General features: G+C 44.9%; 15 protein-coding genes. 13 read left to right on the top strand and 2 right to left on the bottom strand.

The features are described from left to right. Nucleotides 1-58 precede the first annotated feature (58 nt). The 7 genes from G9Q97_RS10810 to G9Q97_RS10840 all read left to right on the top strand — a co-directional run bounded on the left by G9Q97_RS10810 (nt 59) and on the right by G9Q97_RS10840 (nt 11,479). A complete protein-coding gene (locus tag G9Q97_RS10810) occupies nt 59-643 on the top strand; it encodes an RNA polymerase sigma-70 factor (RefSeq protein ID WP_166146729.1) in 585 nt (194 codons plus the stop codon). A 105-nt stretch (nt 644-748) separates the two neighbouring features. Further along, nucleotides 749-1,753: a FecR family protein gene (locus G9Q97_RS10815; RefSeq protein ID WP_166146731.1), complete on the top strand. Its 1,005-nt coding sequence runs from the start codon at nt 749-751 to the stop codon at nt 1,751-1,753. Nucleotides 1,754-1,852: 99 nt separating this feature from the next. Next, on the top strand, nt 1,853-5,215 hold the full coding sequence (locus G9Q97_RS10820; protein WP_166146733.1) for a SusC/RagA family TonB-linked outer membrane protein: 3,363 nt from the start codon (nt 1,853-1,855) through the stop codon (nt 5,213-5,215). Between the two features lie 13 nt (nt 5,216-5,228). Then, the gene (locus G9Q97_RS10825; protein WP_166146735.1) at nt 5,229-6,815 is read left to right on the top strand and encodes a RagB/SusD family nutrient uptake outer membrane protein; all 1,587 of its coding nucleotides are present in this window, start codon (nt 5,229-5,231) and stop codon (nt 6,813-6,815) included. Between the two features lie 76 nt (nt 6,816-6,891). Continuing rightward, nucleotides 6,892-8,337 carry a sulfatase gene (locus G9Q97_RS10830; RefSeq protein ID WP_166146737.1) on the top strand — a complete coding sequence of 482 codons (1,446 nt, stop codon included), beginning with the start codon at nt 6,892-6,894 and terminating at the stop codon, nt 8,335-8,337. 96 nt (nt 8,338-8,433) lie between these two features. Then, nucleotides 8,434-9,942: a sulfatase-like hydrolase/transferase gene (locus G9Q97_RS10835; RefSeq protein WP_166146739.1), complete on the top strand. Its 1,509-nt coding sequence runs from the start codon at nt 8,434-8,436 to the stop codon at nt 9,940-9,942. Between the two features lie 7 nt (nt 9,943-9,949). After that, nucleotides 9,950-11,479: a sulfatase family protein gene (locus G9Q97_RS10840; RefSeq protein ID WP_166146740.1), complete on the top strand. Its 1,530-nt coding sequence runs from the start codon at nt 9,950-9,952 to the stop codon at nt 11,477-11,479. A gap of 4 nt (nt 11,480-11,483) precedes the next feature. Here G9Q97_RS10840 and G9Q97_RS10845 read toward each other — a convergent pair whose 3' ends face one another. Both G9Q97_RS10845 and G9Q97_RS10850 read right to left on the bottom strand, forming a co-directional pair. Further along, nucleotides 11,484-12,716, bottom strand: a complete 1,233-nt coding sequence (locus G9Q97_RS10845) for an endo-1,4-beta-xylanase (protein ID WP_166146741.1) — start codon at nt 12,714-12,716, stop codon at nt 11,484-11,486. 626 nt (nt 12,717-13,342) lie between these two features. Further along, nucleotides 13,343-13,762 carry a hypothetical protein gene (locus G9Q97_RS10850; RefSeq protein ID WP_166146742.1) on the bottom strand — a complete coding sequence of 140 codons (420 nt, stop codon included), beginning with the start codon at nt 13,760-13,762 and terminating at the stop codon, nt 13,343-13,345. Between the two features lie 159 nt (nt 13,763-13,921). Here G9Q97_RS10850 and G9Q97_RS10855 point away from each other — a divergent pair, with 159 nt between their 5' ends. From G9Q97_RS10855 to G9Q97_RS10880, 6 genes are all read left to right on the top strand, one after another. Continuing rightward, on the top strand, nt 13,922-15,463 hold the full coding sequence (locus G9Q97_RS10855) for a sulfatase family protein (protein WP_166146743.1): 1,542 nt from the start codon (nt 13,922-13,924) through the stop codon (nt 15,461-15,463). A gap of 310 nt (nt 15,464-15,773) precedes the next feature. After that, nucleotides 15,774-17,612 carry a CocE/NonD family hydrolase gene (locus G9Q97_RS10860; RefSeq protein ID WP_166146744.1) on the top strand — a complete coding sequence of 613 codons (1,839 nt, stop codon included), beginning with the start codon at nt 15,774-15,776 and terminating at the stop codon, nt 17,610-17,612. Between the two features lie 207 nt (nt 17,613-17,819). Next, the gene (locus G9Q97_RS10865; RefSeq protein WP_166146746.1) at nt 17,820-20,012 is read left to right on the top strand and encodes a B12-binding domain-containing radical SAM protein; all 2,193 of its coding nucleotides are present in this window, start codon (nt 17,820-17,822) and stop codon (nt 20,010-20,012) included. 112 nt (nt 20,013-20,124) lie between these two features. Beyond that, nucleotides 20,125-21,840, top strand: a complete 1,716-nt coding sequence (locus tag G9Q97_RS10870; RefSeq protein WP_166146748.1) for a hypothetical protein — start codon at nt 20,125-20,127, stop codon at nt 21,838-21,840. A 1-nt stretch (nt 21,841) separates the two neighbouring features. After that, a complete protein-coding gene (locus G9Q97_RS10875; RefSeq protein ID WP_166146750.1) occupies nt 21,842-23,734 on the top strand; it encodes a sulfatase family protein in 1,893 nt (630 codons plus the stop codon). Between the two features lie 94 nt (nt 23,735-23,828). Continuing rightward, complete coding sequence (locus tag G9Q97_RS10880) at nt 23,829-24,974, top strand: formylglycine-generating enzyme family protein (RefSeq protein ID WP_166146752.1); 1,146 nt, start codon at nt 23,829-23,831, stop codon at nt 24,972-24,974. Nucleotides 24,975-24,981: the final 7 nt, after the last annotated feature.

Below are 24,981 nucleotides of genomic sequence, written 5' to 3' on the forward strand. Positions count from 1 at the left end.
CTGGAAAATATGATAAATTTTTGCTTAATTTAATTCTGTTAGTAAGGACATGGATTAAATGACAAATCATTCCAAACGTAAAGAATCTGAAATAGTGCTCCTGATCCGGCAGGGAGACCAATCCGCCTTTGAAGAACTTTATCGGCGGTACGTGGATAAAATGTTGGGTTTTGCTGATGCTTTTATTGGGAATCCGGATGAAGCGGAGGAAGTTGTACAAATCATTTTTGTTAATATTTGGGAAAAAAGGCAACAATTGGATCCGGCAAAGAGTATTGCTGCCTATCTTTTCAGATCGGTAAAGAATGAGATTTTGAATCGCCTCCGCAACATCAAAAGGCACTGTGACCTTTCAGCCATTCCTGCCGAATCTCAAATGGATCAGCAAGACACGCTCCAAAGGATATGCTTCCAGGAAAGCAAGCTACAGGCGATGAACAGGATTGGCGAAATGCCGGAAGTTCAACAGCGGGTATTCATGCTCAGCAGGGTAGAGGGATTGTCCAATAAGGAAATTGCGAATAAATTAAAACTTTCTATCAGGACCATAGAACACCATCTTTATTTGGGAAAAAAGTTTTTTAATAGTAAAAATTTAGATAGATCTATTTTTTTCTTCATATTAACATATATAATTTGGTAATATTGGGTTTCTTACCCTTTTTTTAGTTGGGGTTTTGGTTCTTTTCTGAAATTCCTTTAAGTATAAATTTCGAAACTGGTGTATTCTTATTAAAGGACGAATACATTGGATAAATCTATCATTAGAAGATATATAGCCGGGCGGGCAAATCCTTCCGAAATAAAGCAGGTACAAGCCTGGCTGGAACAACCAGGCTCTGACCATCAAATGGAAGAAATGCTCGAGGAGGTCTGGTACCAAAAGAAACATGCCCCAAGAGACGTGGAACGCAATGAGCGCCTCCTGGCTAAAATTAATTCCAGGATCCAAAAAAACAAGCAGCCTGCCTTTCAGCATGAATCTATTTTTAACCTGGCATTGATTCGATCAGCGGCTGCCTGGATTTTACTTATAGGGCTTGCATTTTTGGGCTTTCAGGTAATGAATGAGCATCAAGGCCATCCTGAAGAAATGAATAGTACGGTCCAATGGATAGAAAGAAGTGTTTTGCCAGGACAGAAATTGGCATTGGAGCTGCCTGACGCAAGTAAAATTTGTGTAAATGCCAACTCGAAAATTCGTTTTCCCGAAAAATTTGCCCGGGATTCAAGGGAAGTGTTTCTGGAAGGGGAGGCCTTTTTTGAAGTAAGCCACGATTCAAACCGCCCTTTCAGGGTACATTCAGGTGAATTGACCACTGAAGTATTGGGTACAAAATTCAATATTAGATCCCAGGGAAAAAATACTGATGTGGCTCTTTTGGAAGGTAAAGTCAGTGTTAAAATCAATAAAGAGAAAGAGGGGATCCTGGTATTGGACCCAGGCCAACTGGCAGCATACAGACAGGGAAATCCGGAAAAACTCCAACTGGCCACGATTGAAAGCCAGGATCCTTTTTTATGGAAGGACGGATTGATACATTTTAAAAATGAAAATATGAAAAACATAATGGAGTCCCTTGAAAATTGGTATGGGGTATCCATTAAGACCCGGGGTCACCTGGATTTAGACAGGACTGTATCAGGTACTTTTACCAACGATAATCTAGATAATTTGCTTACAGGTCTGGGTTTTACCCTGGACTTCACCCATGAATTAGAAAATAATGTTGTCACCATTTATTCCCAATAGCCTATGATAAAATAATGCAGGATAAACCTTTCCATCGCCAAATGTCCTGGTTTACCCTGCCTGCTCTTATGTGTATAAACAATAAAAACGATTAAAATTATGAAAAGAAACATACTTTACCTAATAAAGATGGTATCACGTCAACTCCTGTATGGATTGGTGCTTCAGTCTTTGTTTTTGACCACTTTGCTGGCCAATGATACCGAAGCTCAAATCAAACCCATCGATGAAACATTTATACGGATTAACAAGGCAGATTGGCCCCTTGGAGATATCATTAAGGAACTCGAGGACCAAACTGATTTCCATGTTATTTTTGCTGATGATTTATTTGATGCTGCGTCCACATTAAAATTGCAAACTGGCAATCAATCCGTTTATAATGTACTTGCAGCGGTGGCTAAAGTTACCCGCCTTAAATTCAAGCAGGTAAACAAAACCATTTATGTTGGATCGATGAAAGATGAAGAAGAAATAAGTGATCCGGCCCATGACTTGTATGACCCGGTGAAAGGAGTCGTAAAGGATGTAAATGGAGAACCCATTCCCGGAGCAACAGTGGTGATTGAGGGAATGTCCACCGGAACCGTTACCGACATAGATGGTTCCTTTCAATTGGATGTTCCTGATGGTGCTGTGATCCTGATTTCTTTTATTGGTTACCAATCCCAGCGCATTACCCCTGGAAACCAAACCCAATTGGAAATTACCCTGGAAGAAGACCAAAAGTCATTGGATGAAGTGGTAGTGGTGGGATATGGTGTTCAGGAAAAGTTATCCGTTACCAATTCCCTTGCAGCTGTTTCCGGAGAGGTATTGGAAAGAAGACCGGTTGCGGACTTTCAACAATCCCTGCAGGGCTTTGCACCGGGCGTGACCGTGGTTGATCAGGGCGGAAGACCGGGCAATAACAATGTAAACATCCGGATCAGGGGAATTACCACGCTGGGAAACAATAATCCGCTGATAATAGTAGATGGAATCGAACAAAGGATCAACGATATCAATCCCAACGATATTGAATCAGTGACGGTCCTGAAGGATGCTTCCTCAGCTGCTATCTACGGTTCAAGGGCAGCAAATGGGGTTATTCTGGTAACTACCAAAAGGGGTAAGGCCGGTAAAATCAACGTATCTTACGATGGCTATTACGCCCTTCAAGACGTGACCAACCGTCCCGAACACATGGATGTAGGTAGTTACCTCAGGTTGGAAAATGTGGCACATGCCAATGCCGGAAGGCCGATTCCCTATACTGATGCCTACATTCAGGAATACGTTGCCAATGCCCCAAGTCCTGAATATCCTTTGCCATACCCCTATTTCAGAAGAGATCATTTGGGCATGTTAGATGTGGCTCCACAGCAAAACCATACCCTTGCTGTAAGTGGGGGAAGTGAAGAATTTAATGGTCGGTTTAGTCTCAGGCACCAGGAAATTGAAGGTATCGCTCCTAACTTTAGTGACGAACTGAATGAATTCCGGATGAACCTGGACTTTAAAGCATCGGAGAAAATCAGGTTTTCTGGTGATTTGAACTACCGGACTAAAAACTCTATACAGCCTGCAGGTCTATCTGCCTCCGGTGATGGGGAATCAAGGGTCTTTCAATATATTCTTCATGCCAGTAAATTCTCCTGGCCGCGCTATGAAACAGGAGAGTATGGCCTGGGGCCGCAGGTAAACAACCCCCTTATTTTTGCAGAGCTAACCGGAGAAAGCAGGACAATCAACGACTATCTAACAGGAAGTATCAAATTTGATTATGAGATCTTACCAGGGCTTAACTTTTCCACCCAATATGCCCTGAGAAATGACAACCGTCAAATTAAAACATTTTCCGATCGGTACTACAATAGGGACCCCCTAAACGGACGGGTTGCCCAAAGACAAATTAACCGGTTGACTGAATTCAGAAGTTATCTGAATGAATACACCCTTAACACTTTGCTGAATTATACCAAAACGATTGAAAGTCATACGTTTACGGGATTGCTGGGGTATTCTACCATTCAGAATCAATCCAATCAAATGAGTGGCTTCCGGCAGGAATTCTATAACAATGACGTTCAATCGCTCAGTCAAGGTTCGAACGAAAACCGGGACGCCAATGGATTTGATGCCGAATGGGGCTTGAGATCTTACTTTGCCCGTTTTAACTATAACTTCAGCAACAAATATTTTCTTGAACTCAATGGCAGGTATGACGGATCGTCGAGATTTAGTGCAGATAATCGCTACAGTTTCTTTCCCTCTTTCTCGGCAGGATGGAGGCTATCCGAAGAAAATTTCTGGCTGGACCTGAAGGAGACCGTAAACGAATTTAAGTTAAGGGGATCCAGGGGAGCAACAGGAAACCAGGCAGTAGGTCTATATACCTATTTTGAGACATTGAGTGCCATTAATTACTCCTTCAATGAGTCGCCGGTGCAAGGCTTTGCCCAGTCCAACCTGGCCAATCAAAACCTTACCTGGGAAACTACCTACCAAACCAATATTGGTTTTGATATGGGGCTTTTTGATGACAGGCTGTCTGTAACTTTCGATTATTACAATAAACTTACAGATGGGATACTGTTGCAATTACCCATACCTGCCCTAATAGGCCTTGGTGCGCCGGTTCAAAATGCGGGCAAGGTTAAAAATGAAGGTTATGAAATCGGACTAAACCTGCGGGGAGGGCAAAAGCTTACTTATGACCTGGGCCTTAATTTCAGCGACAATACCAATGAAGTGCTGGACCTGGTTAACTCCGGTCCCTATATTTCTGGAGGTACCACGGCTCCTCGTTTTATCATCGAAGAAGGATTACCCATCAATTCCCATTGGGGATACCTTACTGATGGGGTGTTCCAAACCCAGGAAGAAGCAGATAATTACCCAAATTTGCGTCCAAATACAGCTCCCGGAGATGTCAAATACCTGGATATGAACGATGATGGCATCATCAATGAGGAAGACCACCAATACCTCGGTTTGTCTTTCCCAAGGTTTGATTTTGGAATGAACGGAAATTTCACCTACGGAAACTTCGATTTATTTCTTCAATTTCAAGGGGCCTCAGGACATAAAACCAGATTGGATGGTGCATTTCAGCAAATTGCTACTTATGAGACCTTTACCCACGCCATTTACACAGACAATTATTGGACACCTGAGAATCCCAATGCAGAGTTTCCGCGTCCCATCAAGGGAGATCCCAGAAACTTTCAAACTTCCGATACACAACTGATAGATGCCTCCTACCTGCGTCTGAAGAATATTGTACTTGGGTATAGTTTGCCTGCTGTCATAATAGATAGACTTGCGGTTGAGAGAATCCGGTTATATGTAGGGGCAACCAATCTGTTGACTTTTTCTGAACTAAACCGCTGGGATCTGGACCCGGAAATTCCTTCCGGAAGAGGACAATATTACCCTCAGGTAAGCATGTATTCATTAGGTGCCAATGTTCGATTCTAAAAATAAGACAACGATGAAAAAATTAAGTAATATAAAAATATGGATTTCCATTTTGACTATCCCTTGGATGGCTTGCCAACCTGATTTGCTGGAAACCATACCCAACGATAGAATTTCAAAAGAAATATTCTGGCAAACATTAGGTGATGCCGAATTTGCAGCCAATGCGGTGTATCCTACGCTGGACGGAACCGGTATATTCTCCTATGATGGGTTGACCGATCATTTACTGACCAACCACCCATTCAATGCCAATGTAGAACTTCAGCGAGGATTCGGTACCATAGCCTCAGGAAGGTATTTTAATGAATGGCAGGATGCTTATCAAGCGATACGAAGAGCCAATGATTTTATGGATAACATAGATCAGGTAGCCGAAGATGATCAGGATGCCATCAATAGACTAAAGGGCGAGGTAATGACACTTCGTGCGTATCATTATATCAAATTGGCAATGCTTTTTGGGGATGTTCCTTTAATTACCACAGGGCTTGATATAGAGACAGGAAGATCAGTCACCCGAGATCCGGTAAATGAAATCTGGGATTTTGTCTCTACTGAATTAAATCAGGCTGCCGACTGGCTTCCCTACCAGAATGGTAGCAGAATTGGAAAGGGAGCTGCTTTGGGTCTTCGGGCCAGGGCCATGCTCTATGCAGGCAGGTATGCCGAGGCTGCTTCTACGGCCAAAACCATTATGGATAGTCAGGAGTATGCCTTGTATCCGGATTATTTCGAAATGTTTCAATACGAAGGAGAAAACAACCAGGAAGTTATTTTGGCCAGAGAATTTGCTGCAGATGTCAATTCACATAACATTTATGCCACTGCAGCACCCTGGAGTCAGATACCAGGTAGTACAGGTAGCCTTTACGTTCCCACCCAGAGCATGATCGACCTATATCCCATGGCGAATGGCCTTCCGATCACTGATCCTCAAAGCGGATACGACCCACAGCAACCAATGGAAAACAGAGACCCCAGATTGTACCAATCAGTCTTCATTTCTGAACGCACTCCTCTTCCTGATGGTGGCATTTATGGTTCTACCCCCGGGACGGATGGATCTGATGCGGTACAGATAACGGTTTATTCTACTGCCACCGGGTACAATATCCGGAAATACGTAGACGAAGAAGATTATACCAACCCTTCTAATTCCGGGTTAAACATTATCCTGATGCGCTATGCAGAGATATTGCTGACCTACGCAGAAGCAAAGATCGAGCTTGGAGAAATCGACCAGACTGTCTATGATGCCATTAATGAAGTGAGGCAGCGTGAAAGTGTGAATCTACCCCCGGTTACCACCGAAATGGCGCCCACTGCCAATGAATTGAGAGCGTTTGTCCGGGCTGAAAGATCAGTGGAACTGGCCTTTGAAGGTTTTCGCTTGTTTGATATCCGCAGGTGGCAGCTGGCAGAACAAGTTATGCCGGGTGTGCCTATGGGACGCTTTTATGAAGAAGATGATGAATGGAAGCAAATCCGGCTTGACGGCTTTGACAGGTCCTTTGATCCAGCCAGGGATTACCTGTGGCCCATTCCCCAGCGGGAACGGGAGTTAAATACCAATTTGACACAGAATGCAGGCTATTGATAAAAAAATCCCTCCGGTTTTTTTCGGGGGGATTTTTTGTCTTTTTTGTACTTCATTATTCCTAAAAAACTAACCCATGAACAAAAAGCATTTACTTCTCGGATTGTTGCTGATTGGCTGGATTTCCAGCTTTGCCCAGTCCGGCGAAAAACCCAATATTTTGTTTATCATTTCCGATGACCTTACTACTACCGCTGTTTCTTCCTATGAAAATAGTGCCGGTTATACGCCCAATATTGACCGATTGGCCAGTGAAGGTACCCGGTTTACACAGGCCTACTGTCAGTATCCTGTCTGTGGTCCTTCCAGGGCTTCCATGATGTCGGGCTACTACCCGCATGCCACCGGGACTTTTGGCTATGTCAGTGGGAGAGAAAATATCGGGCCTGATAAAAAAATGTGGCCCCAACTTTTTAAGGAAAAAGGATGGCACACCGCCCGTGTGAGTAAAATCTTCCATATGGGAGTGCCTGGTGATATCGAAAAGGGCTCGAACGGTACGGATGACGAAGCTTCCTGGAACGAAAGGTACAACAGTCAGGGACCGGAATGGACGGCCGAAGGAGCGGCGGAACTGGTTCAAAACAACCCCTATGGTTTATTGCCCAGAAAGGGTGGAAATGTGATGACCATTGTCAAAGCAGATGGAGATGACCTGGTGCATTCCGATGGGAAGACCGCTCAAAAAGCGTCCGAGCTGATCCGAAAATTCAAGGATGAGCCTTTCTTTCTGGCCGTAGGCCTGGTGAGGCCTCATGTGCCTTTCGTCGCTCCTAAAAATTACTTTGACCGCTATCCTTATGAGCAAGTAGTATTGCCACCTAAGGTGCTGGGAGATTGGGATGATATTCCGGAAAAAGGTATCAACTATGTCACCACGCTGAATGCTAAAATGACGGAAGAGCAACAGAAAAAGGCGATTGGAGCCTATTATGCCTCTGTTTCTTATATGGATGCGCAGGTCGGTAAAATATTGCAAACCCTGGAGGAAGAGGGACTGGATGACAATACCATAGTGGTCTTCACATCAGACCATGGGTTTCACCTGGGCGAACACGATTTCTGGATGAAAGTCAGTTTGAAGGAAGAATCCTCCAGGGTGCCTTTGATCGTGAAAGTTCCGGGAATGCAAGCACAGGTTTCTGATTCTTTTGTCGAATTGATTGATTTGTATCCTACCATCGCCGAACTAACGGGAATCAAACCGGTAGATGAGATCCAGGGTATCAGTTTTGCCCCAATATTGGAAGATCCAACCCATCAAACCAGAGACTTTGCTTTCTCGGTCAACGTTTGGAGGGGAACCCATACTTTTCTGATACGAAATGAGAAATGGGCCTTTATCCAATACGGAGAGAATGGTGAGGAAGGGATGGAATTGTTTGATATGGAAATAGATCCCAAACAATACACCAACCTGGCTCATTTTCCGGCTTATCAGCACAGGGTAGAAGAGATGCAGGAAATCCTCCGGCAAAAGCTTCAGGAACTTCGGGAAAACGATCTTCCGGAAAAAGGTTAATAAAAACATGAAATGGAATTTGTTAAATGATAGATTACCTGTAATTTATGTGGAGTTGACTCAATGGTTTTTTTGTCACATCTTGGTCCCTTAAATATGCCGGGACCAGCCGAAAAAGAACCGCTATCTGACCTGAATAAAAATGAGATGTTAGGATTTTATAAACCAAAAAAAAGAATATTCCGCATGCTATTCGGGTTGATGTCACCTTTGGTATTGCTGCCTGGCTGCATAGTAGCTGCGTCGTCGGAAAGCATTGGCGCCACCGCGGACCCGCCACCAAATATACTGATTATCACGGTAGACAACGTTGGGTACGGAGATCTCAAACCCTTTAACAATTCCTCTCCCATACTTACGCCAAACCTCGATAAGCTGGCCGATCAGGGTGCCAGGTTGAAGAATTTCTACACGGCTTCTCCCACCTGTACCGCCTCACGTGCAGCCTTGTTAACCGGAAGGATTCCTCAGCGCAACAAACTCCATGAACAACTGGTAGGTCTGGAAGGCAATTATGGGATAGGCCTCCCACAGTCGGAAATCATTTTACCTCAGGTGGTGAAAAAAAGCCCTCATGGATATGCTACTGCGGCATTTGGAAAATGGAATATTGGCTTTGCACCTGGATCCAGGCCTACTGAAAGGGGCTTTGATGAGTTTCTTGGGATTGCTTCAGGAAATGCCGATCATTTCACGCATGTATATGCAGGCAGAAAGGATTTGTACCACAATACCACAGCCGTCAACCGGCATGGGGAATACAGTACGGATTTATTTGCTGATGCAGCCATTGACTATATCCGGGAAAAATCTTCCCAGGAAACTCCCTGGATGGTTTATCTTCCCTTTGATGCGCCTCACCATCCGGGAGACAGGAACATTGATCCCGGAGAGCCAAATATTTGGAAGGCTCCAGACTATGCCTTTGATGCCTATGGTCTGAGTCCGGATGAAAAAGACCCCAAAAAGAGATTCAATGCTGTAGTTACTGCCATTGATAGGGCCATCGGCAGGTTAATGGAGAGTTTGGATGAATTGGGCATTGCCGACAATACTTTTGTTTTCTTCTATTCAGACAACGGCGCTTTTTATCCCTATCTGGATATTCAGTCCAACGCCCCCTTCAATGGGGCCGGCGTTACGCTATGGGAGGGAGGCATTCATGTGCCAGCCATAGCCAGGTGGCCCGGTAAAATCAAGGCCAATTCCACCATAAGCACCCGGCTTTGGTCCCCGGATCTTTTTGTAGCTGTGGCAAATCTGGCAGGTGCGGAATTGCCACAGGATAGGTTTATTGATGGTAAAAACCCCCTTCCGGTGCTAACAGGAGAAACTATTCATTCTCCCCATGCCTCCCTGTTTTTTAAATACCAGTCTCATGCGGCTCTTATTTGGGGAGAGTATAAAATTTTAAGGGAGAAGCCTGAAGATCCATGGATGTTGTTTAATCTCCGTGAAGATCCGGCAGAAAAGGTTAATTTGGCCGAATCACAACCCGCTTTGGTGCGGAAAATGGCAGAGCCTCATCGGTTGATCGAAGCGGAGATCAACAGCTATTTGGAAAGAGAAGAAAAGAAACTTAATTTTCAATCCCAGATTAAATAACCATTTGATGAAAAAAATCACCCAAAACCCGCTCTATTTATATTTTATTTTGCTCTTGTCAGTGCTGATTTCCTGCCAGCAAAGGAGCCAGGAACAAACCAATCCTGCCTTGCCCAATGTGGTCCTACTTTTGGGGGATGATCATGGCTGGGATGAGACGGGTTATAATGGTCACCCTTACCTGCAGACACCCGTGCTGGATGAGATGGCTGCTGCCGGCCTGAGAATGAATCGCTTTTATTCTGCTTCCCCGGTTTGCTCCCCCACACGTGGAAGTATCATTACTGGCAGACACCCCAACCGGTATGGTACATTCACTCCGGGATATTCCATCCGGCCGGAAGAAATCAGCATTGCCAGTCTGATGAAGGATGCCGGTTATACCACAGCGCACTATGGAAAATGGCACCTGGGGCCGGTAAAAACCGGTTCACCTACCAATCCGGCAGCTCTTGGTTTTGAAGAATACATCTCCCATGACAATTTTTTTGAAATGGATCCTCCGCTTTCGGTCAATGGCGCAGAGCCGGTAATATTTGAGGGAGAAAGTTCTGAGATTCTGGTCCGTGAAGCCCAAAAATTCATGGATAAGGCCATGGAGAAAAACGAACCTTTCTTTGTGGTGATCTGGTATGGATCTCCTCACGAACCCTACAGTGGAACGCCTGAGGACCTGGCTTTGTATGAGGATCTGCCGGAAAATTTTGGAGACCGCATGGTCAACCTCACCTCTAATGAAACCGGGTCCAGGGTAGAGCGCCTGCAACGGAACGTTTTACAAGAGCGGTTTGCGGAAATCACAGCCATGGACAGATCCATCGGACAGTTAAGAGATTACCTGGAAGAAAAGGGGCAAAGAAGCAATACCCTGCTTTGGTATTTTGGAGACAATGGCACTCCTCAGGAAGCCAATGCTACCGTGCCTTTCCGTGGGCAAAAAGGAGATGTGTATGAGGGAGGTATACGGGTTCCTGCGGTTTTAGAATGGCCGGCCAAAATCAAACAACCCATAGTAAGTGATGCCAATGCCGTTTCCTCTGATGTAATGCCCACATTGTTGGATATTATTGGAGCAGATTTGCCTGAGCTGCCCATTGATGGTATCAGTTTGTTGCCCATGATGGAAAACAGGATGCCTCAAAGGCCAGCACCCATTGCATTCTGGAATGGTCGGCCAAGAAATGCTGGTGAAGGACTGGAAGATTATATCGATCCGGAGCTTCAAAAGGGAACGACTCCATTGGTTAAATTGATGGGGGGTATCGCAACTAGAAATTTTAAAAACTTCCACCAAACGGATATTCGGGAAGAAGATTTTTCTGGCCCAAGAGCTTTGTTGGACAACCAATACAAGTTGGTGATTCACGGGGGAACGGGAGAGGATGCCAAAAGGGAATTGTTTGATATCCGCTCCGATCCTGCTGAAGAAAAGAATTTGATTGACACCCAGGCAGAAATTGCCGGAAATATGGAGGACCAACTGAGAAGCTGGCAACAATCAGTATTGGAAAGCCTGACCGAATCTGATTACCAGTGATACATCAACGCTTGGGAAATTCCGCTTTTGTTTCTCCCGGGTCTTTGGTGTGGGAAATTATTTTGGATTTCCCATCGACAGTTATCCGATAGGTCCCATAAAAAGCAGGAACAGCATAATGTCCGGTATTATCAGTGAAGCCACTGTTTTCAGTCCACCAGGTATTGAAAATCAACTCCTGATAGGCTTCAGCAGCCGGTTTGGCTTTCCAATCCCGGGTATAAAGGGAAGAGGAGGGAATCCAATTGACACCTTCCCAGAATCCCCACATCAGGATTCCTTCTACTGCCGGGTGCGCAAAACAAATGCGGTAATAATCCACCAATTCCCTGGCATTTTGGGCCTCCTCTTCAGAAGTCATGGCGAGTTGGCTGTCTTTATAAAATTTGGAACGCTGACCAGGCATGTTAAACTCCGTGATCCGAATAGGCAGGCCAAATTGGGCCAGTGAGTCCAGGCTGGCTTTCAGGGCCAATCTGTCGAAGGTGCTACCATGCAGGTGGCCTTGTACCCCAATACCAGCAATGGGCACGCCTTGCGCCAGCAGCTTCCTGATTTGAGCCATATAATCTCCCAGTCGGTTTCCCGTGAGGATATCATAATCGTTGAGGTACATTTTGGCATCAGGATCTCCTTCCAATACCCATTCCACCATTTTTGCTGTAATATCCGGCCCCAGCCGGTCTTCGTAATAATTGCCATGAATCATCTCATTGTTCAGGTCGTATTCCACAAAGCGACCTTTGTAACGGCTGGCGATGGAAATGGCCCTGTCTCTGATCGTGGCTTCCAGCTCGGCATCGCTCAGCTCCTTCACCCAGGGCTGTACAAACTTGTCTATTCCCCAGAACAAATTATGTCCCCGCAGGGGAATATCGTTTTCTTCCGTCCATTGCAGGATTCCTTCCACTGTTTGGTGGTTTACCTTTCCTTTTTCTGCTTCCATATTGGCCCATTTGAGGGCGTTTTCAGTGACGGCGCTATTGAAGTTTTCCAGGAAACGGGCTTTATATTGGCGAAGGTCTTCCGGATCCATGCTTCCCGATCCCAGCCCATTGGCGATGGCCGCCCCAAACCAGAATTCATGGGAAAGCTGCTTTACCGAAACTTCTGCCCCCGGACTGGATTCGATGATGAGTTGACCTTTTCGGTACTGCTCAATATCCTGCTCAATGGATTGGGCAGTAAGGTTTAGGCTGGACACAAGGAAAAAGAAACATACAGCTATTCGGATCATGGTGGATTGGGTTTATAGGTTTGATTTCTGGACGGAATTTACGGATTTTTTAAAACAGGTAAAAGTTCATAACCTGTCCGGTCTTATCAGGAAGGCATTAACTTTGCCAAAGTTTACAACTTTGGCAAAGTTAGTAGAAAGACTTGTGCTTTGAGGACTCCGCTTTTCCGATAAAGGTTGAATTTCTTAAAAATGAGATTGCTCAAATTGAAGAAACAAAATAAAAGGATGCTGAAGTGGTAATTGCCAAAAAAATGGTTTTTCAATTGGATTTGGTCAAAAATTCATTCTTAAATTCTTAAATTTTAACAAAAAAAAGTAGTTTCAATAGTTCAAGCTTTCCCAAAGTTTCAAAACTTTGGGAAAGCTAATTTGCAAACAACAATGGAACCGGGCCAATCCTACCATATCTTTAACCACGCAAACGGAGCGGAAAACCTTTTCAGAGACAAGGAGAATTACCGGTTTTTTTTACAACAGTATAATAAATACCTCGAAAAAGTAGTAGATACTTATGCCTATTGTTTAATGCCGAATCATTTTCATTTTCTAGTTGGTGTCCGTGAAGACCTGTCAGGTTTCCAAAACCTGACAGGTCTTGACCTTACGAATACCTTAAATCTTCTCTACATCCCATCAATTTGTTCTTTCACAAATTCAATATAGGCTTTTTTCTTAAAATCAAACCAATCCTGACGGTATTCCGAATCGTCGATCAGCATCTTAAAGTGCTGAAAAGGTTTTCGCTTTGACAATTCCTGTAATATTTCTTCCCTGAAAACAGCATCATCCAATGAGAAGGCAAATTTTTCCATTACCTGATAGGCCTCCCGGGATTCCATTTTTTCAAACCGGTCATAATTGGTCCAGTCTGCTTCGATTTTTTCCATAAGGTCCTCCCAGGGTTCGGGATCGAAAAAGGGATCATCCGGGTCAGGATGGGATTCGATGGTTCCTGTCGACCGGTGATAGAAGCACAGCATCCCACAGTCCAGTAAATCGGCTATTTCTTCGATCTGCTTTTCGTTAGGTTTCTTGTTTTCCATACCCTAAAAATAATAAAACTATTGAAACGGTGCATTTAACTTTTCCAAAGTTCTAAAACTTTGGAAAAGTTATTCAACAACCGCTTGCTTTGGGAAAAGTAAACAAGTATTTTGGATGTGCTATTTTCACATCTTTTCAAAAACTATAAGACCCGGATAATGCTTCCCAAATTACATCTGATCCTGTTGATTTTACTGATTTCTCCTGGTATTTCCGGTAAAGCCCAAAATCAGACAAAACCAAATATTGTTTACATTCTGGCAGATGATATGGGTATTGGTGATGCATCCTGCTACAATCCCGAATCCCGTATCCATACAATAAACCTGGACAAATTGGCTGAAAACGGCCTGAGGTTTACGGATGCCCACACCAGTGCGGCAGTATGTACCCCAACGCGCTACGGTATCCTGACGGGGCGTTACAATTGGAGGTCTACATTAAAAAATGGGGTTTTGGGCGGGTATTCTGCTCCCCTAATCTCAACGGATCGCCTGACAGTCGGTAAATACCTGCAAAACTCCGGATACCATACGGCATTTGTTGGTAAATGGCATCTGGGATGGGACTGGTCTTTCAAACGGGAATATGAAAACATCGATAATCTGAACCGGATCCTGGAAGTGGACTACAGCCAGCCGATTAAAAACGGCCCCAATCAGGTTGGTTTTTCCTATGCTTATGGGTTTAGCAGCTCCCTGGACATTCCACCTTATGTGTACATTGAAAATGACCGGGTAACAGCCCTTCCGGACAGGAGGACTGTCAATGTGGATGAAAAAGGCTTTTGGAGAGACGGCCCAACGGGTGCGGATTTCGAACATGTGCAAGTCTTGCCACACCTGACCGACAAAGCGGTGGATTATATCCGTCGGCAATCTGCTACTTCAGATCCCTTTTTTCTCTATTTTGCGCTTCCGGCACCGCATACGCCCATTTTACCGACGACGGAGTTTATGGGCAAAAGCAATACCAATATGTACGGGGACTTTATGCTGCAGGTAGATGATGTGGTGGGCCGCATTGCAGAAGCTTTGGAAGAGCAAGGGATATTGGACAATACCCTGTTTATTTTTACCTCAGATAATGGCTGCTCACCAAGAGCGGATTACCCGGAATTGGAGCGTGTAGGCCATGATCCCAGTGGGGGATTTCGTGGGCACAAGGCCGATATTTACGAAGGTGGACACCGGGTGCCCTTTATCGTTCACTGGCCTGATAGGGTCTCCCCGGGCCAAACTTCCGGACAGCTGATCTGTACCACTGATTTGATGGCCACGGTGGCTGAAATGCTGAATAGACGGCTGCCAGATAATGCCGGTGAGGATAGTTTTAGCTTTTTCCCCTTGCTGGCGCAGCCCAATGCAAAAGCAGCAAGACCTTCCATCGTCCACCACTCCATTGAAGGTCGCTTTGCACTCCGCAGGGACCAATGGAAACTGATCTTTTGGCCCGGCTCCGGCGGGTGGACCGAGCCTCTTAGCAGAGATGGATTGGAGGGCTTGCCGGACTGGCAGTTGTTTGATCTTTCCGCAGATCCATCCGAGCAAAATAACCTGGTGGAAGCATATCCGGGACGCGTAAAGGAGATGAAAGAAGAAATGATCCGACTGATCAAAAATGGCCGGAGCACTCCCGGTCCCGTTCAAAAAAATGATGGTCCGGAGGTTTGGGCCCAGGTGGGGTGGGCTTATGAATGAGCCATAGGCTGGCAGAAAAAAGTAGATAGAAAAAGTTCTGTTTACACAGGTATCTGGATTATCATTTGAAGCCTCTTTTCAAAAATGGATTTATAGAAATTTTAATTAAATCCATTTTTTGCCAATTATACATGATGTTATACCAATAATAATATACCCGGAAAAATATTGATTTAGGTTTGCGAAATTAAATACCATATGGATGCTGTTGACATATCGTTCTCCTGATGAACCCGATACTATTTATTTTCAGGATAGAAAATGAAAATTCCCGATCCAAAGCTCATATAGCTATTTAAAAAGATACATTATGCGATTCCAAAAAATTCTCCCCCTTTCTGAAATATGGTGTTACCGTAAACAGGCTTTCTTTCTTGTTTTGGGATTCATTTATTCGTTTGCTTTGAATGGAAGTACGCCAATGCTAGCCCATGATCCGGATCCAGTTCAAAATGAGATTCGGATTGTCCGGCAAGTCCCTGTCCCCATGCGAGATGGTACTGTACTGTATGCTGATATATATCGTCCTGCAAACCCAGGTAAATACCCGGTGATCGTCACCCGTACACCTTATGGATTACAGCGGGATAACGTTCATCATGAGCGGATGATAAAATTTGCCCAGCGTGGGTACATCGGTATTGTTCAGGATGTGAGGGGACGGTACGAAAGCGAAGGTAAATGGGATCCTTTTCGGGACGAAGCGAATGACGGACACGATACCATTGAATGGATTGCTGAACAAGATTTTTCCAATGGCAAAATAGCCATGCAGGGCGGTTCTTACCTGGGGCATAACCAATGGGCTGCGGCCAGTCAGGGTCCCCCCAGCCTGGATGCTATTTTCCCTTCGGTCGCCTCTACCAACCTATATGCCAACTGGATCACCATGGGGGGCGCTTTTCGCCTTAGCTTTAACTATGGTTGGGGTGTGGTGCGCATGCCAAACCGCATCATGTTGCCTCAATACTGGCACACAGCAAGTTATACTCCGGAGGAATTAAGGTATGAAAACATTTTGATGCACCTCCCGCTTAAAAATGGAGACCTGGAGAGTGCGGGATATAAAGTGCAACATTACCGTGACTGGCTTGAGCATGAAAGTTACGATGAGTACTGGCAATCTATTAGTGATGAAGAACGCTTTGATAAGGTGATGGTCCCTGCTTACAATACCGGCGGTTGGTTTGATATTTTCCTGATGGGCACCCTGAATGGATATACGGGCATGAAAAACCATGGAGGAACGGCAGCTGCCCGTGAGGGTACAAAATTGTTGGTGGGACCCTGGGGGCATGGACCCGGTACCAAATTCGGTGATTTGGAGTTCGGGGAGCATGCTTTCATAGATTTGTTTGAAGAGGAACTTAGGTATTATGATTTTCACCTGAAGGGAATAGCTAATGGACTGGATGAAGAAAAGCCAGTTAAGATTTTTTATATGGGGGAAAATACCTGGAGGGAGGAGGAGGACTGGCCAATCCCCGGAACGCAATACAAAGCACTTTATCTGACAGGCAATGGTCCGGCAAACACCTTACGCGGGGAAGGGAAGCTCACTTTTGAAAAGCCTGAAACAAGTGCTTCGGATACCTACCTGTACGATCCCAACCATCCGGTAATAACTTATGGAGGGAACAATTGTTGTGGAACTCCTACCACCACAGGGCCCAAAGATCAGCGGGTAATTGAACGCAGAAACGATGTCCTGGTATACACTTCGGATTATCTAACAGAACCAGTTGCTGTTGCAGGTCCGGTTAAAATGAAGCTGCATGCGGCAACCGATGGGCCCGATACAGATTGGATGATCAAGCTGGTCGATGTGTACCCGGATGGAAGTGCCTATCCGGTATCTGAAGGAATTCTCAGGGCCCGCTTCAAAGATGGTCTGGACAAAATAAACCTCCTGAAACCCAATCAGGTCTACGAATTCGACATTGAAATGATGGGTACGGCAAATGTCTTTCAACCGGGACACCGCATCCGCATCGATATCACTTCCAGTAATTTTCCCCAATTTGACCGGAACCCGAATACCGGGAAGCCTTTGGGCAGCGATGCGGAGGTACGCATTGCCAGCCAAACCATCCACCATGGTGGAACCCGACCAAGTCACGTTATTTTACCCATTGTTCGGGGATTTTAATCCGGGAATCCTGATTATGCAATTAAATTAATTGAAGGCTATTTCTTTAATTGGGGGAGGTTTGCCGGCAGCATGGACTGCTTAGCTAGCACAAATGCGACAAGTGCAATGGCAAAACGAAACCAAATACATATTCCTGGTTAAACCAGTACAGAAAAGAAGGGTTTTCTTTACCTTTGTACCTTAATCACGAAGATACCAATTCCCTTGAACGATTTATTGCTGATCACGCCTCCGTTTACCCAGCTTAACACACCTTACCCGGGTACGGCTTACCTAAAGGGATTTTTGAATACCAGAAACATTTCCTCTTTTCAAATGGATCTGGGGATTGAAGTCATTCTTGCCATCTTTTCGAAGAATGGCCTGAAAGGAATTTTTTCCCAGGCAAAGAAAGAAAAAACAATTGATTCAGAAAATGCGGAGAGAATTTTTGCCTTAAGGGAGCATTATCTCCACACCATCGATGGGGTGATTCGCTTTCTTCAGGGCAAGGCACCAACCTTTGCCAGGCAACTTTGTACGGAAAATTTTCTACCCAGAGCATCCCGTTTTGAACAACTGGATGATTTGGATGAAGCTTTTGGTCATATGGGCATGCAGGATCGGGCCAAACATCTGGCCACTTTGTATCTGGAAGATCTTTCTGATTTTATCATCGAATGTATTGATCCCTATTTTGGCTTTAGCCGGTACGCAGAGCGCCTGGGAAAAAGTGCCAACAGTTTTGATGAGCTTTACCTGAATTTACAACAGAAGCCAACTTATATAGATCAGATTTCATTGGCCATACTGGATCAGAGAATCCGCCAATTCCAGCCAAAAATGATTTGCTTTTCTGTCCCTTTTCCAGGTAATCTCTACAGTGCCCTTCGTTGTGGGGCACATATAAAAGCTCATTTCAAGGAAATTAAAATAGCCATGGGTGGTGGGTTTCCCAACACGGAACTGCGGTCCCTGACAGATACCAGGGTTTTTGAATTTGTAGATTTTATATCTCTGGATGATGGAGAAAAGCCCATCGAATTGTTGGTAGAACATGTCCTACATCCAATCGGATCAACAAGAAATACCGGTAGGCTGAAAAGAACCTTTGTGCTGGATCAGGGGAAGGTATTTTACAATAACCTGTCTGATGAAAAAGATTACCGGCAGTCTGAGCTCGGTACCCCGGATTATTCGGACCTCTTTCTGGATCAATACATTTCGGTCATCGAAATTGCCAATCCCATGCACAGCTTATGGACTGATGGCAGGTGGAACAAGCTCACCATGGCACATGGCTGCTATTGGGGGAAATGCACCTTTTGCGATATTTCCCTGGATTACATCAAAATCTATGAACCCATCGCAGCCAATATCCTGGTGGACCGTATGGAGCAACTCATGCAGCAAACCGGAGACAATGGTTTTCATTTTGTGGATGAGGCAGCCCCACCCGCACTGATGCGGGCGGTTGCTCTTGAAATCATGAAGCGAAAATTGACTGTTACCTGGTGGACCAATATTCGTTTTGAGAAAAGTTTCAGCAGAGATCTTTGTTTGCTACTGAAAGCATCCGGTTGTATTGCTGTTTCGGGCGGCCTGGAAGTGGCTTCCGACAGGCTTTTAAAGTTAATTGACAAAGGAGTTACGGTAGCTCAGGTGGCGCAGGTGACACGTAATTTTACAGAAGCCGGAATCATGGTTCACGCCTACCTGATGTATGGGTATCCCACCCAGACGGTGCAGGAAACCATTGACAGCCTGGAAATGGTAAGGCAGCTTTTTGAGTCCGGAGTACTGCAATCCGGATTTTGGCATCAATTTGCCATGACAGCCCATAGTCCGGTGGGTTTACATCCCGAAGCATTCCAGGTAATACCGGATAAAAAGGCGATAAGCTTTGCCAATAACGATATTGCATTTGAAGACGAATCGGGTATTGATCATCAAATTTTCAGTCAGGGATTAAAAACTTCGCTCTACAATTACATGCATGGGGTAGGTTTTGATTTCCCACTGCAGGATTGGTTTGATTTTGAGATTCCCTCTCCCGGTATTGAAGCGCATTACATCGCCGATTGCCTGGAGGCAGAAGATAACTTCCCCCAGAAACAAACTGCCAAAATGGTATGGTTGGGTAATCCCCCTGAAATCAAAAAAACAAACAGGAAAAGGGAACGACAAACCTTTCTGGAATTGACCTTCCACAGTCCTTCCGCTATCATCGATTTTACCCTGGAGGAAAGTCAGGGTAGGTGGCTGGTAGCTATACTTGAAAAACTGGCCCGGGAAAGTAAATTGTTGAGCTTTGCTCAGTTTAAGGAGAGTTTTGAAGAGAGGGGAGGCCTCTTCGAGCGATTCTGGACGGCAGAATTTCATGCCGATATGAGGGAATGCGGCCTGCTGATGGTTTAGTGAGTTTTAATTTGGGTAGCCCGGGATTAGATTTTTTACCGGCGGTGTTTTACAGGAAGTAAAATTTGGTATATTCAACATTTAATTTAAACCCAAAACCAAACCAAAATTAATGGATAGGAGATCTTTTATCCGTAAAAATGGCCAATTCACACTTTTGGCACCATTGATACCGTTCTCATTGGACGGCTTTTCCGGGTTTTCCAGGGAAGCGCAAAAACCAGAATGGCTGAAAGAAATGATCGCCAACAATGACAAGGCAGTAAAAAGGATATCCGAGAGATATGTAAACCAGCCTTCTTCCCCTTATTACGGAGCTGTACTTGATGCTCAGGACATGCCCTCTCCCCATGCGGCCACAAGCTTCCTTAAAACAGGTATTTGTTCCCTGATAAGTACTGAATCTCAATTTCATAATGATAGGGATCTGGTGGAGAAGTTGGGTCGTACGGCGGGTTTTTTACTGAATTTGCAGCATGCCGATGGAACAATAGATTTGCTTTCCACCAATTTCCATTCCACTCCCGATACCGGGTTTATTGTGAAATGGCTGTCTCCGGTTTGGCGGCTATTGGATAAAAGTACCGTTTCTGAAAAAAAAGAAATCCTGAAACCCCTGTATCAGTTTTTGATACAGGCAGGTGAGGCGTTAAAAGTAGGAGGGATTCACACCCCCAACCACCGCTGGGTGGTATGTGCCGCCCTGGCAGAATTGTACAAAATCAAAAAGGACCCGGGATACCTGCAAAGGGCCGAAAGATGGCTCATGGAGGGAATTGACATGGATTCCGACGGACAATATGAGGAGAAAAGCAGTTACATCTATTCCTCGCTCAGCAATAGGGTATTGATCAGTATTGCCAGGGGCTTTGATAAACCGGAACTTCTGGACCATGTGCGGAAAAATCTGGAAATGAATTTTTATTACCTGCACCCAAATGGGGAAATTGTAACGGAGGCCTCAGGCAGGCAGGACAACTCCATTATTGGTACCCTGGAAAATTATTATTATCCCTACAGGTACCTGGCATTGAAAGACGATAATGGTCAGTTTGCTGCTGCATGCAGATTAATTGAGGATACGGCATTTGAGAAAACCACTGGTTTCCTGTATTATTTTCTGGAAGACCCGGAACTCTGGAAGGATTTACCGGCTACAGATCCATTGCCGGTTGATTATGCCAGGACCTTTGAAAATTCCAAGCTTACCAGGATCAGGAGAGGGGCCTATGATGCCTCTATTCTGGCGGGAAGCACTGTTTTTTTTACCTTTCACAAAAAGCAGGTGGCCTTGCAGGGAATCAGGTTTGCCAGTGCTTTTTTTGGAAAGGGTCAATTTTCTGCTGATTCATTTAGGGAAGAAAATGGCAAATATGTATTGACGAGTTATTTGGAAGGACCCTATTACCAACCTTTTCCAAAAGATAAAATACCCGGAGATGGAGTCTGGTCCAAAATGCCCCGCTCTGAAAGACCGCAATCAGAAGTTCAGCAATTGAGCAGTAAAGTCATCATCAGTGAAGTCGATGGGGGATTTTTGCTTGATATAGCTATTCAGGGAACCGACCATGTACCCGTGGCCGTGGAATTGATTTTCAGACCTGGAGGTACCTTTGTGGGTACAGTCCCACATGAGCAGTTGGAAGATGTGGTCTATTTAAAGGAAGGTAAAGGAAAATATTCTTCAGGTGAATCGACTATTCACTTTGGTCCTGGAATTCACGAACACCGTTGGGTGCAGATAAGGGGGGCTCTGCCGAAAATGGATGCCCCTACCGCCTTCCTCACCGGGTTTACTCCATTTCATCATCAAATTCGAATTTCTTAGTATGCTGTTATTAAATAAAACCTTCCAGTTTGTTGCTATTTTTTGTACCCTCTTTGCGGATCTTTCCAGAGGTTTAGCGGCTGGTGAAGTTAATGAAATCGTTTCAATAAAAAGGGAGGGACCCAATATCGTGTTTTTGATTTCTGAGGACAATTCGAAGCATTTTATGAAGGTTTTTGCATCCGGAGGAGTGAACAGTCCTCATATTCAGAAGATGGCAGCCAATGGCCTGGCCTATCAGCATGCCTTTTCAAATTCCCCTGTTTGTTCCGTGGCCAGAAGCACCTTGATTACAGGTACGCTGACTACCCGAACAGGCATGCACCTGCACCGTAAAATTAAAGTGGCACCCATGCCGGAAGGACTGGAAATGTTTCCAGCCTATCTGCGCAAGGCAGGCTATTATACCACCAACAATGCCAAGAAAGATTACAATGCTGAAGAAGGTGCCGGGGTATGGGATGCCTCTTCCAATACAGCCTCCTGGAAAAACCGGCCTGAACCCGGCCAGCCATTTTTCCATCAGGAGACTTTTACGGAATCCCATGAAAGCCGCCTGCATTTTCCGGAAGAACTAATGAGGACTTACCAGCCAAAGGATCATCCCGATCAGGTGAAGTTGATGCCGCAATTTCCGGATACCCCATTATTTCGGTTTACCACGGCTTATCACAGAGATAAAATCAGGGAAATAGATGATTGGGTGGGCCGGAAAATCAATGAACTGGAGCAGGAAGGTTTGCTGGAAGATACCTTTGTTTTTTATTTTGGTGACCATGGAGGTGTATTGCCGGGTAGTAAGGGGTATTTGTTTGAAACAGGCTTGAATGTGCCATTGGTGGTCAGGATTCCGGAAAACTGGAAGCACTTGGTGCCCTATAATAAAGGAGATCGGCCTGAAGCCTTTGTGAGTTTTATTGATTTTGCTCCTACCGTGCTCCATCTGGCGGGATTGGACATTCCTGAACCCATGGATGGCAAACCCTTTCTGGGAAATGGATTAAGGCGAAATCGATTGGAATCTAGCGATGAGGCATATGGTCATGCCGATCGCTTTGATGAGAAATACGAAATGGTCCGATCGGTTCGCCAAGGGAAATGGAAATATATCCGCAGTTTCCAGCCTTTTTACCCGGATGGGTTGCAAAATAACTACCGCTATAAAATGCTGGCATTTGCTGAATGGAAGCAATTGTTTGAGAACGGAGAATTAGGTGCTATTCAAAGTGCTTTTTTTGAACCAAAGCCGGCGGAGCGATTGTATAATCTGGAAAATGACCCTTTTGAAACCAACAATCTGGCTGCTGATCCGCAAAGGAAAAAGGTACTTGTAGCATTGAGGGAAAAGTTAAATAACTGGTTGTTGGATAACAATGATTTGGGATTTTTACCTGAAAATGTCTTTGTAAATGAGGCCCTTCACAATCCGGTGGCTTACGGCAAAGGTTTCCATCAGGATTTGAAAAGGATAATTGAGATCAATGATTGGGCTTTGCAAGCCTGGAATAAGGTAAGGGGGAATTTGCTTAAAACCCTTCGAGAGGGTTCCGCATTGGAAAAGTACTGGGCTTACCAGGTAGCTGCAACTCATGGAAGAAATGCCAAACAAGACTATGCTGCGTTTCCGGATTGGAAAGAAGAAGAAAATGCCATGGTCCAATTGAGGGCCATTGAATTGATGGGGATTCTGGAAGTAGAGAATCCCATTCCTTCGCTTATGGCCTGGATGCAAAAAGAGGAGGATCCGGTAGCCATTTTGATTGGAATGAATTCACTGGTATATTTCAATGATCACAGCAAATATAAAGGTTTGGCCGTACCAGATAAATTAAAATTAAAAAACACCAATGCAGAGGTAAAGCGCAGGTTGGATTATCTGAATGGAACCTGGTGATACCTCTATTTCATGGCGTATTGATCAAAAATTAAACTGATCTGTAGGCCGTTTTGTCTAACTTGATTAAATTGAAAGTAAAATATAATTACTAATGAAGAAGCACCAAAGAATAAGCCTTTTTTCTGTTGCGGTTATCGCAGCTACTTTTCTGTTTTCCTGTTCCAATTCCTCCGATAGTGAAAAAACGGGGGATGAGGAGCTTGCAGCAGAAATGGCCTCCTGCCACGATAATGTTCCTGACAGGTTTTCAACCGACAAAAGTGCAGCAACAAATGATATCCCCGAAAGGGAAGCACCGGTTACCCACGATGGAATGATCTGGATCGAGGGTGGGGAATTTACCAGAGGAGCTACAGACGAGAGGGGTAGAAAGGATGAGTTGCCTGCCCATAAGGTAAAGGTGGATGGTTTTTGGATGGACGAAACGGAAGTTACGAATGCGCAATTTGCTGCATTTGTAGATGCAACGGGATACGTGACTATAGCAGAGAAAAAGCCTGACTGGGAAGAAATTAAAAAGCAATTGCCTCCCGGTACGCCCAAACCACCTGATGAGGTTTTAGTGGCTGCATCTTTAACTTTTAATTCTCCGGACAGGCCTGTTTCAATAAACAATGCTGCGCAATGGTGGGAGTGGACTCCCGGAGCCAGCTGGAAGCAGCCACAGGGGCCGGGCAGTAGCATTGAAGGAAAGGAGGATTATCCCGTGGTGCATATTGCCTGGGATGATGCCGTTGCCTACGCAAAATGGGCTGGAAAACGTTTGCCAACTGAAGCAGAATGGGAATTTGCTGCGCGTGGTGGCCTGAATGAAAAATCCTTTCCCTGGGGAGATGACCCGGTTGAAAAAAGTGGTTTTATGGCCAATATCTGGCAGGGAGAGTTTCCCGTTACCGATAAAGGAGAGGATGGTTTCCAGGGCCTGGCACCTGTGAAGTCTTTCGAGCCCAACCCATATGGACTGTATGATATGGCAGGCAATGTTTGGGAGTGGACCAACGATTGGTACCGGGAAGATTATTATTCGAGATTGCAGGAAGAAGTAGCTGTAAATCCCCAGGGACCAAAAGATAGTTATGATCCCCAGGAACCTACTGTTCCCAAGAAAATCGTAAAAGGGGGCTCTTTTCTTTGCAATGTATCCTATTGTGAAGGGTACAGGGTAAGTGCAAAAATGAAGTCTTCTCCGGATACAGGCCTGGAGCACACTGGTTTCCGTTGTGTTTCCTCCAACTAATCGAAAT

The organism is Cyclobacterium plantarum, from assembly GCF_011290685.1.
GTDB classification, from domain to species: domain Bacteria; phylum Bacteroidota; class Bacteroidia; order Cytophagales; family Cyclobacteriaceae; genus Cyclobacterium; species Cyclobacterium plantarum.

Coding starts and splice junctions, on each gene's coding strand:
- G9Q97_RS10850 (WP_166146742.1), bottom strand. CDS start 13,762: ATGGAAAACAAGAAACCTAACGAAAAGCAGATCGAAGAAATAGCCGAT.
- G9Q97_RS10840 (WP_166146740.1), top strand. CDS start 9,950: ATGAAAAAAATCACCCAAAACCCGCTCTATTTATATTTTATTTTGCTC.
- G9Q97_RS10810 (WP_166146729.1), top strand. CDS start 59: ATGACAAATCATTCCAAACGTAAAGAATCTGAAATAGTGCTCCTGATC.
- G9Q97_RS10845 (WP_166146741.1), bottom strand. CDS start 12,716: ATGATCCGAATAGCTGTATGTTTCTTTTTCCTTGTGTCCAGCCTAAAC.
- G9Q97_RS10825 (WP_166146735.1), top strand. CDS start 5,229: ATGAAAAAATTAAGTAATATAAAAATATGGATTTCCATTTTGACTATC.
- G9Q97_RS10835 (WP_166146739.1), top strand. CDS start 8,434: ATGCCGGGACCAGCCGAAAAAGAACCGCTATCTGACCTGAATAAAAAT.
- G9Q97_RS10870 (WP_166146748.1), top strand. CDS start 20,125: ATGGATAGGAGATCTTTTATCCGTAAAAATGGCCAATTCACACTTTTG.
- G9Q97_RS10880 (WP_166146752.1), top strand. CDS start 23,829: ATGAAGAAGCACCAAAGAATAAGCCTTTTTTCTGTTGCGGTTATCGCA.
- G9Q97_RS10820 (WP_166146733.1), top strand. CDS start 1,853: ATGAAAAGAAACATACTTTACCTAATAAAGATGGTATCACGTCAACTC.
- G9Q97_RS10855 (WP_166146743.1), top strand. CDS start 13,922: ATGCTTCCCAAATTACATCTGATCCTGTTGATTTTACTGATTTCTCCT.
- G9Q97_RS10875 (WP_166146750.1), top strand. CDS start 21,842: ATGCTGTTATTAAATAAAACCTTCCAGTTTGTTGCTATTTTTTGTACC.
- G9Q97_RS10830 (WP_166146737.1), top strand. CDS start 6,892: ATGAACAAAAAGCATTTACTTCTCGGATTGTTGCTGATTGGCTGGATT.
- G9Q97_RS10860 (WP_166146744.1), top strand. CDS start 15,774: ATGCGATTCCAAAAAATTCTCCCCCTTTCTGAAATATGGTGTTACCGT.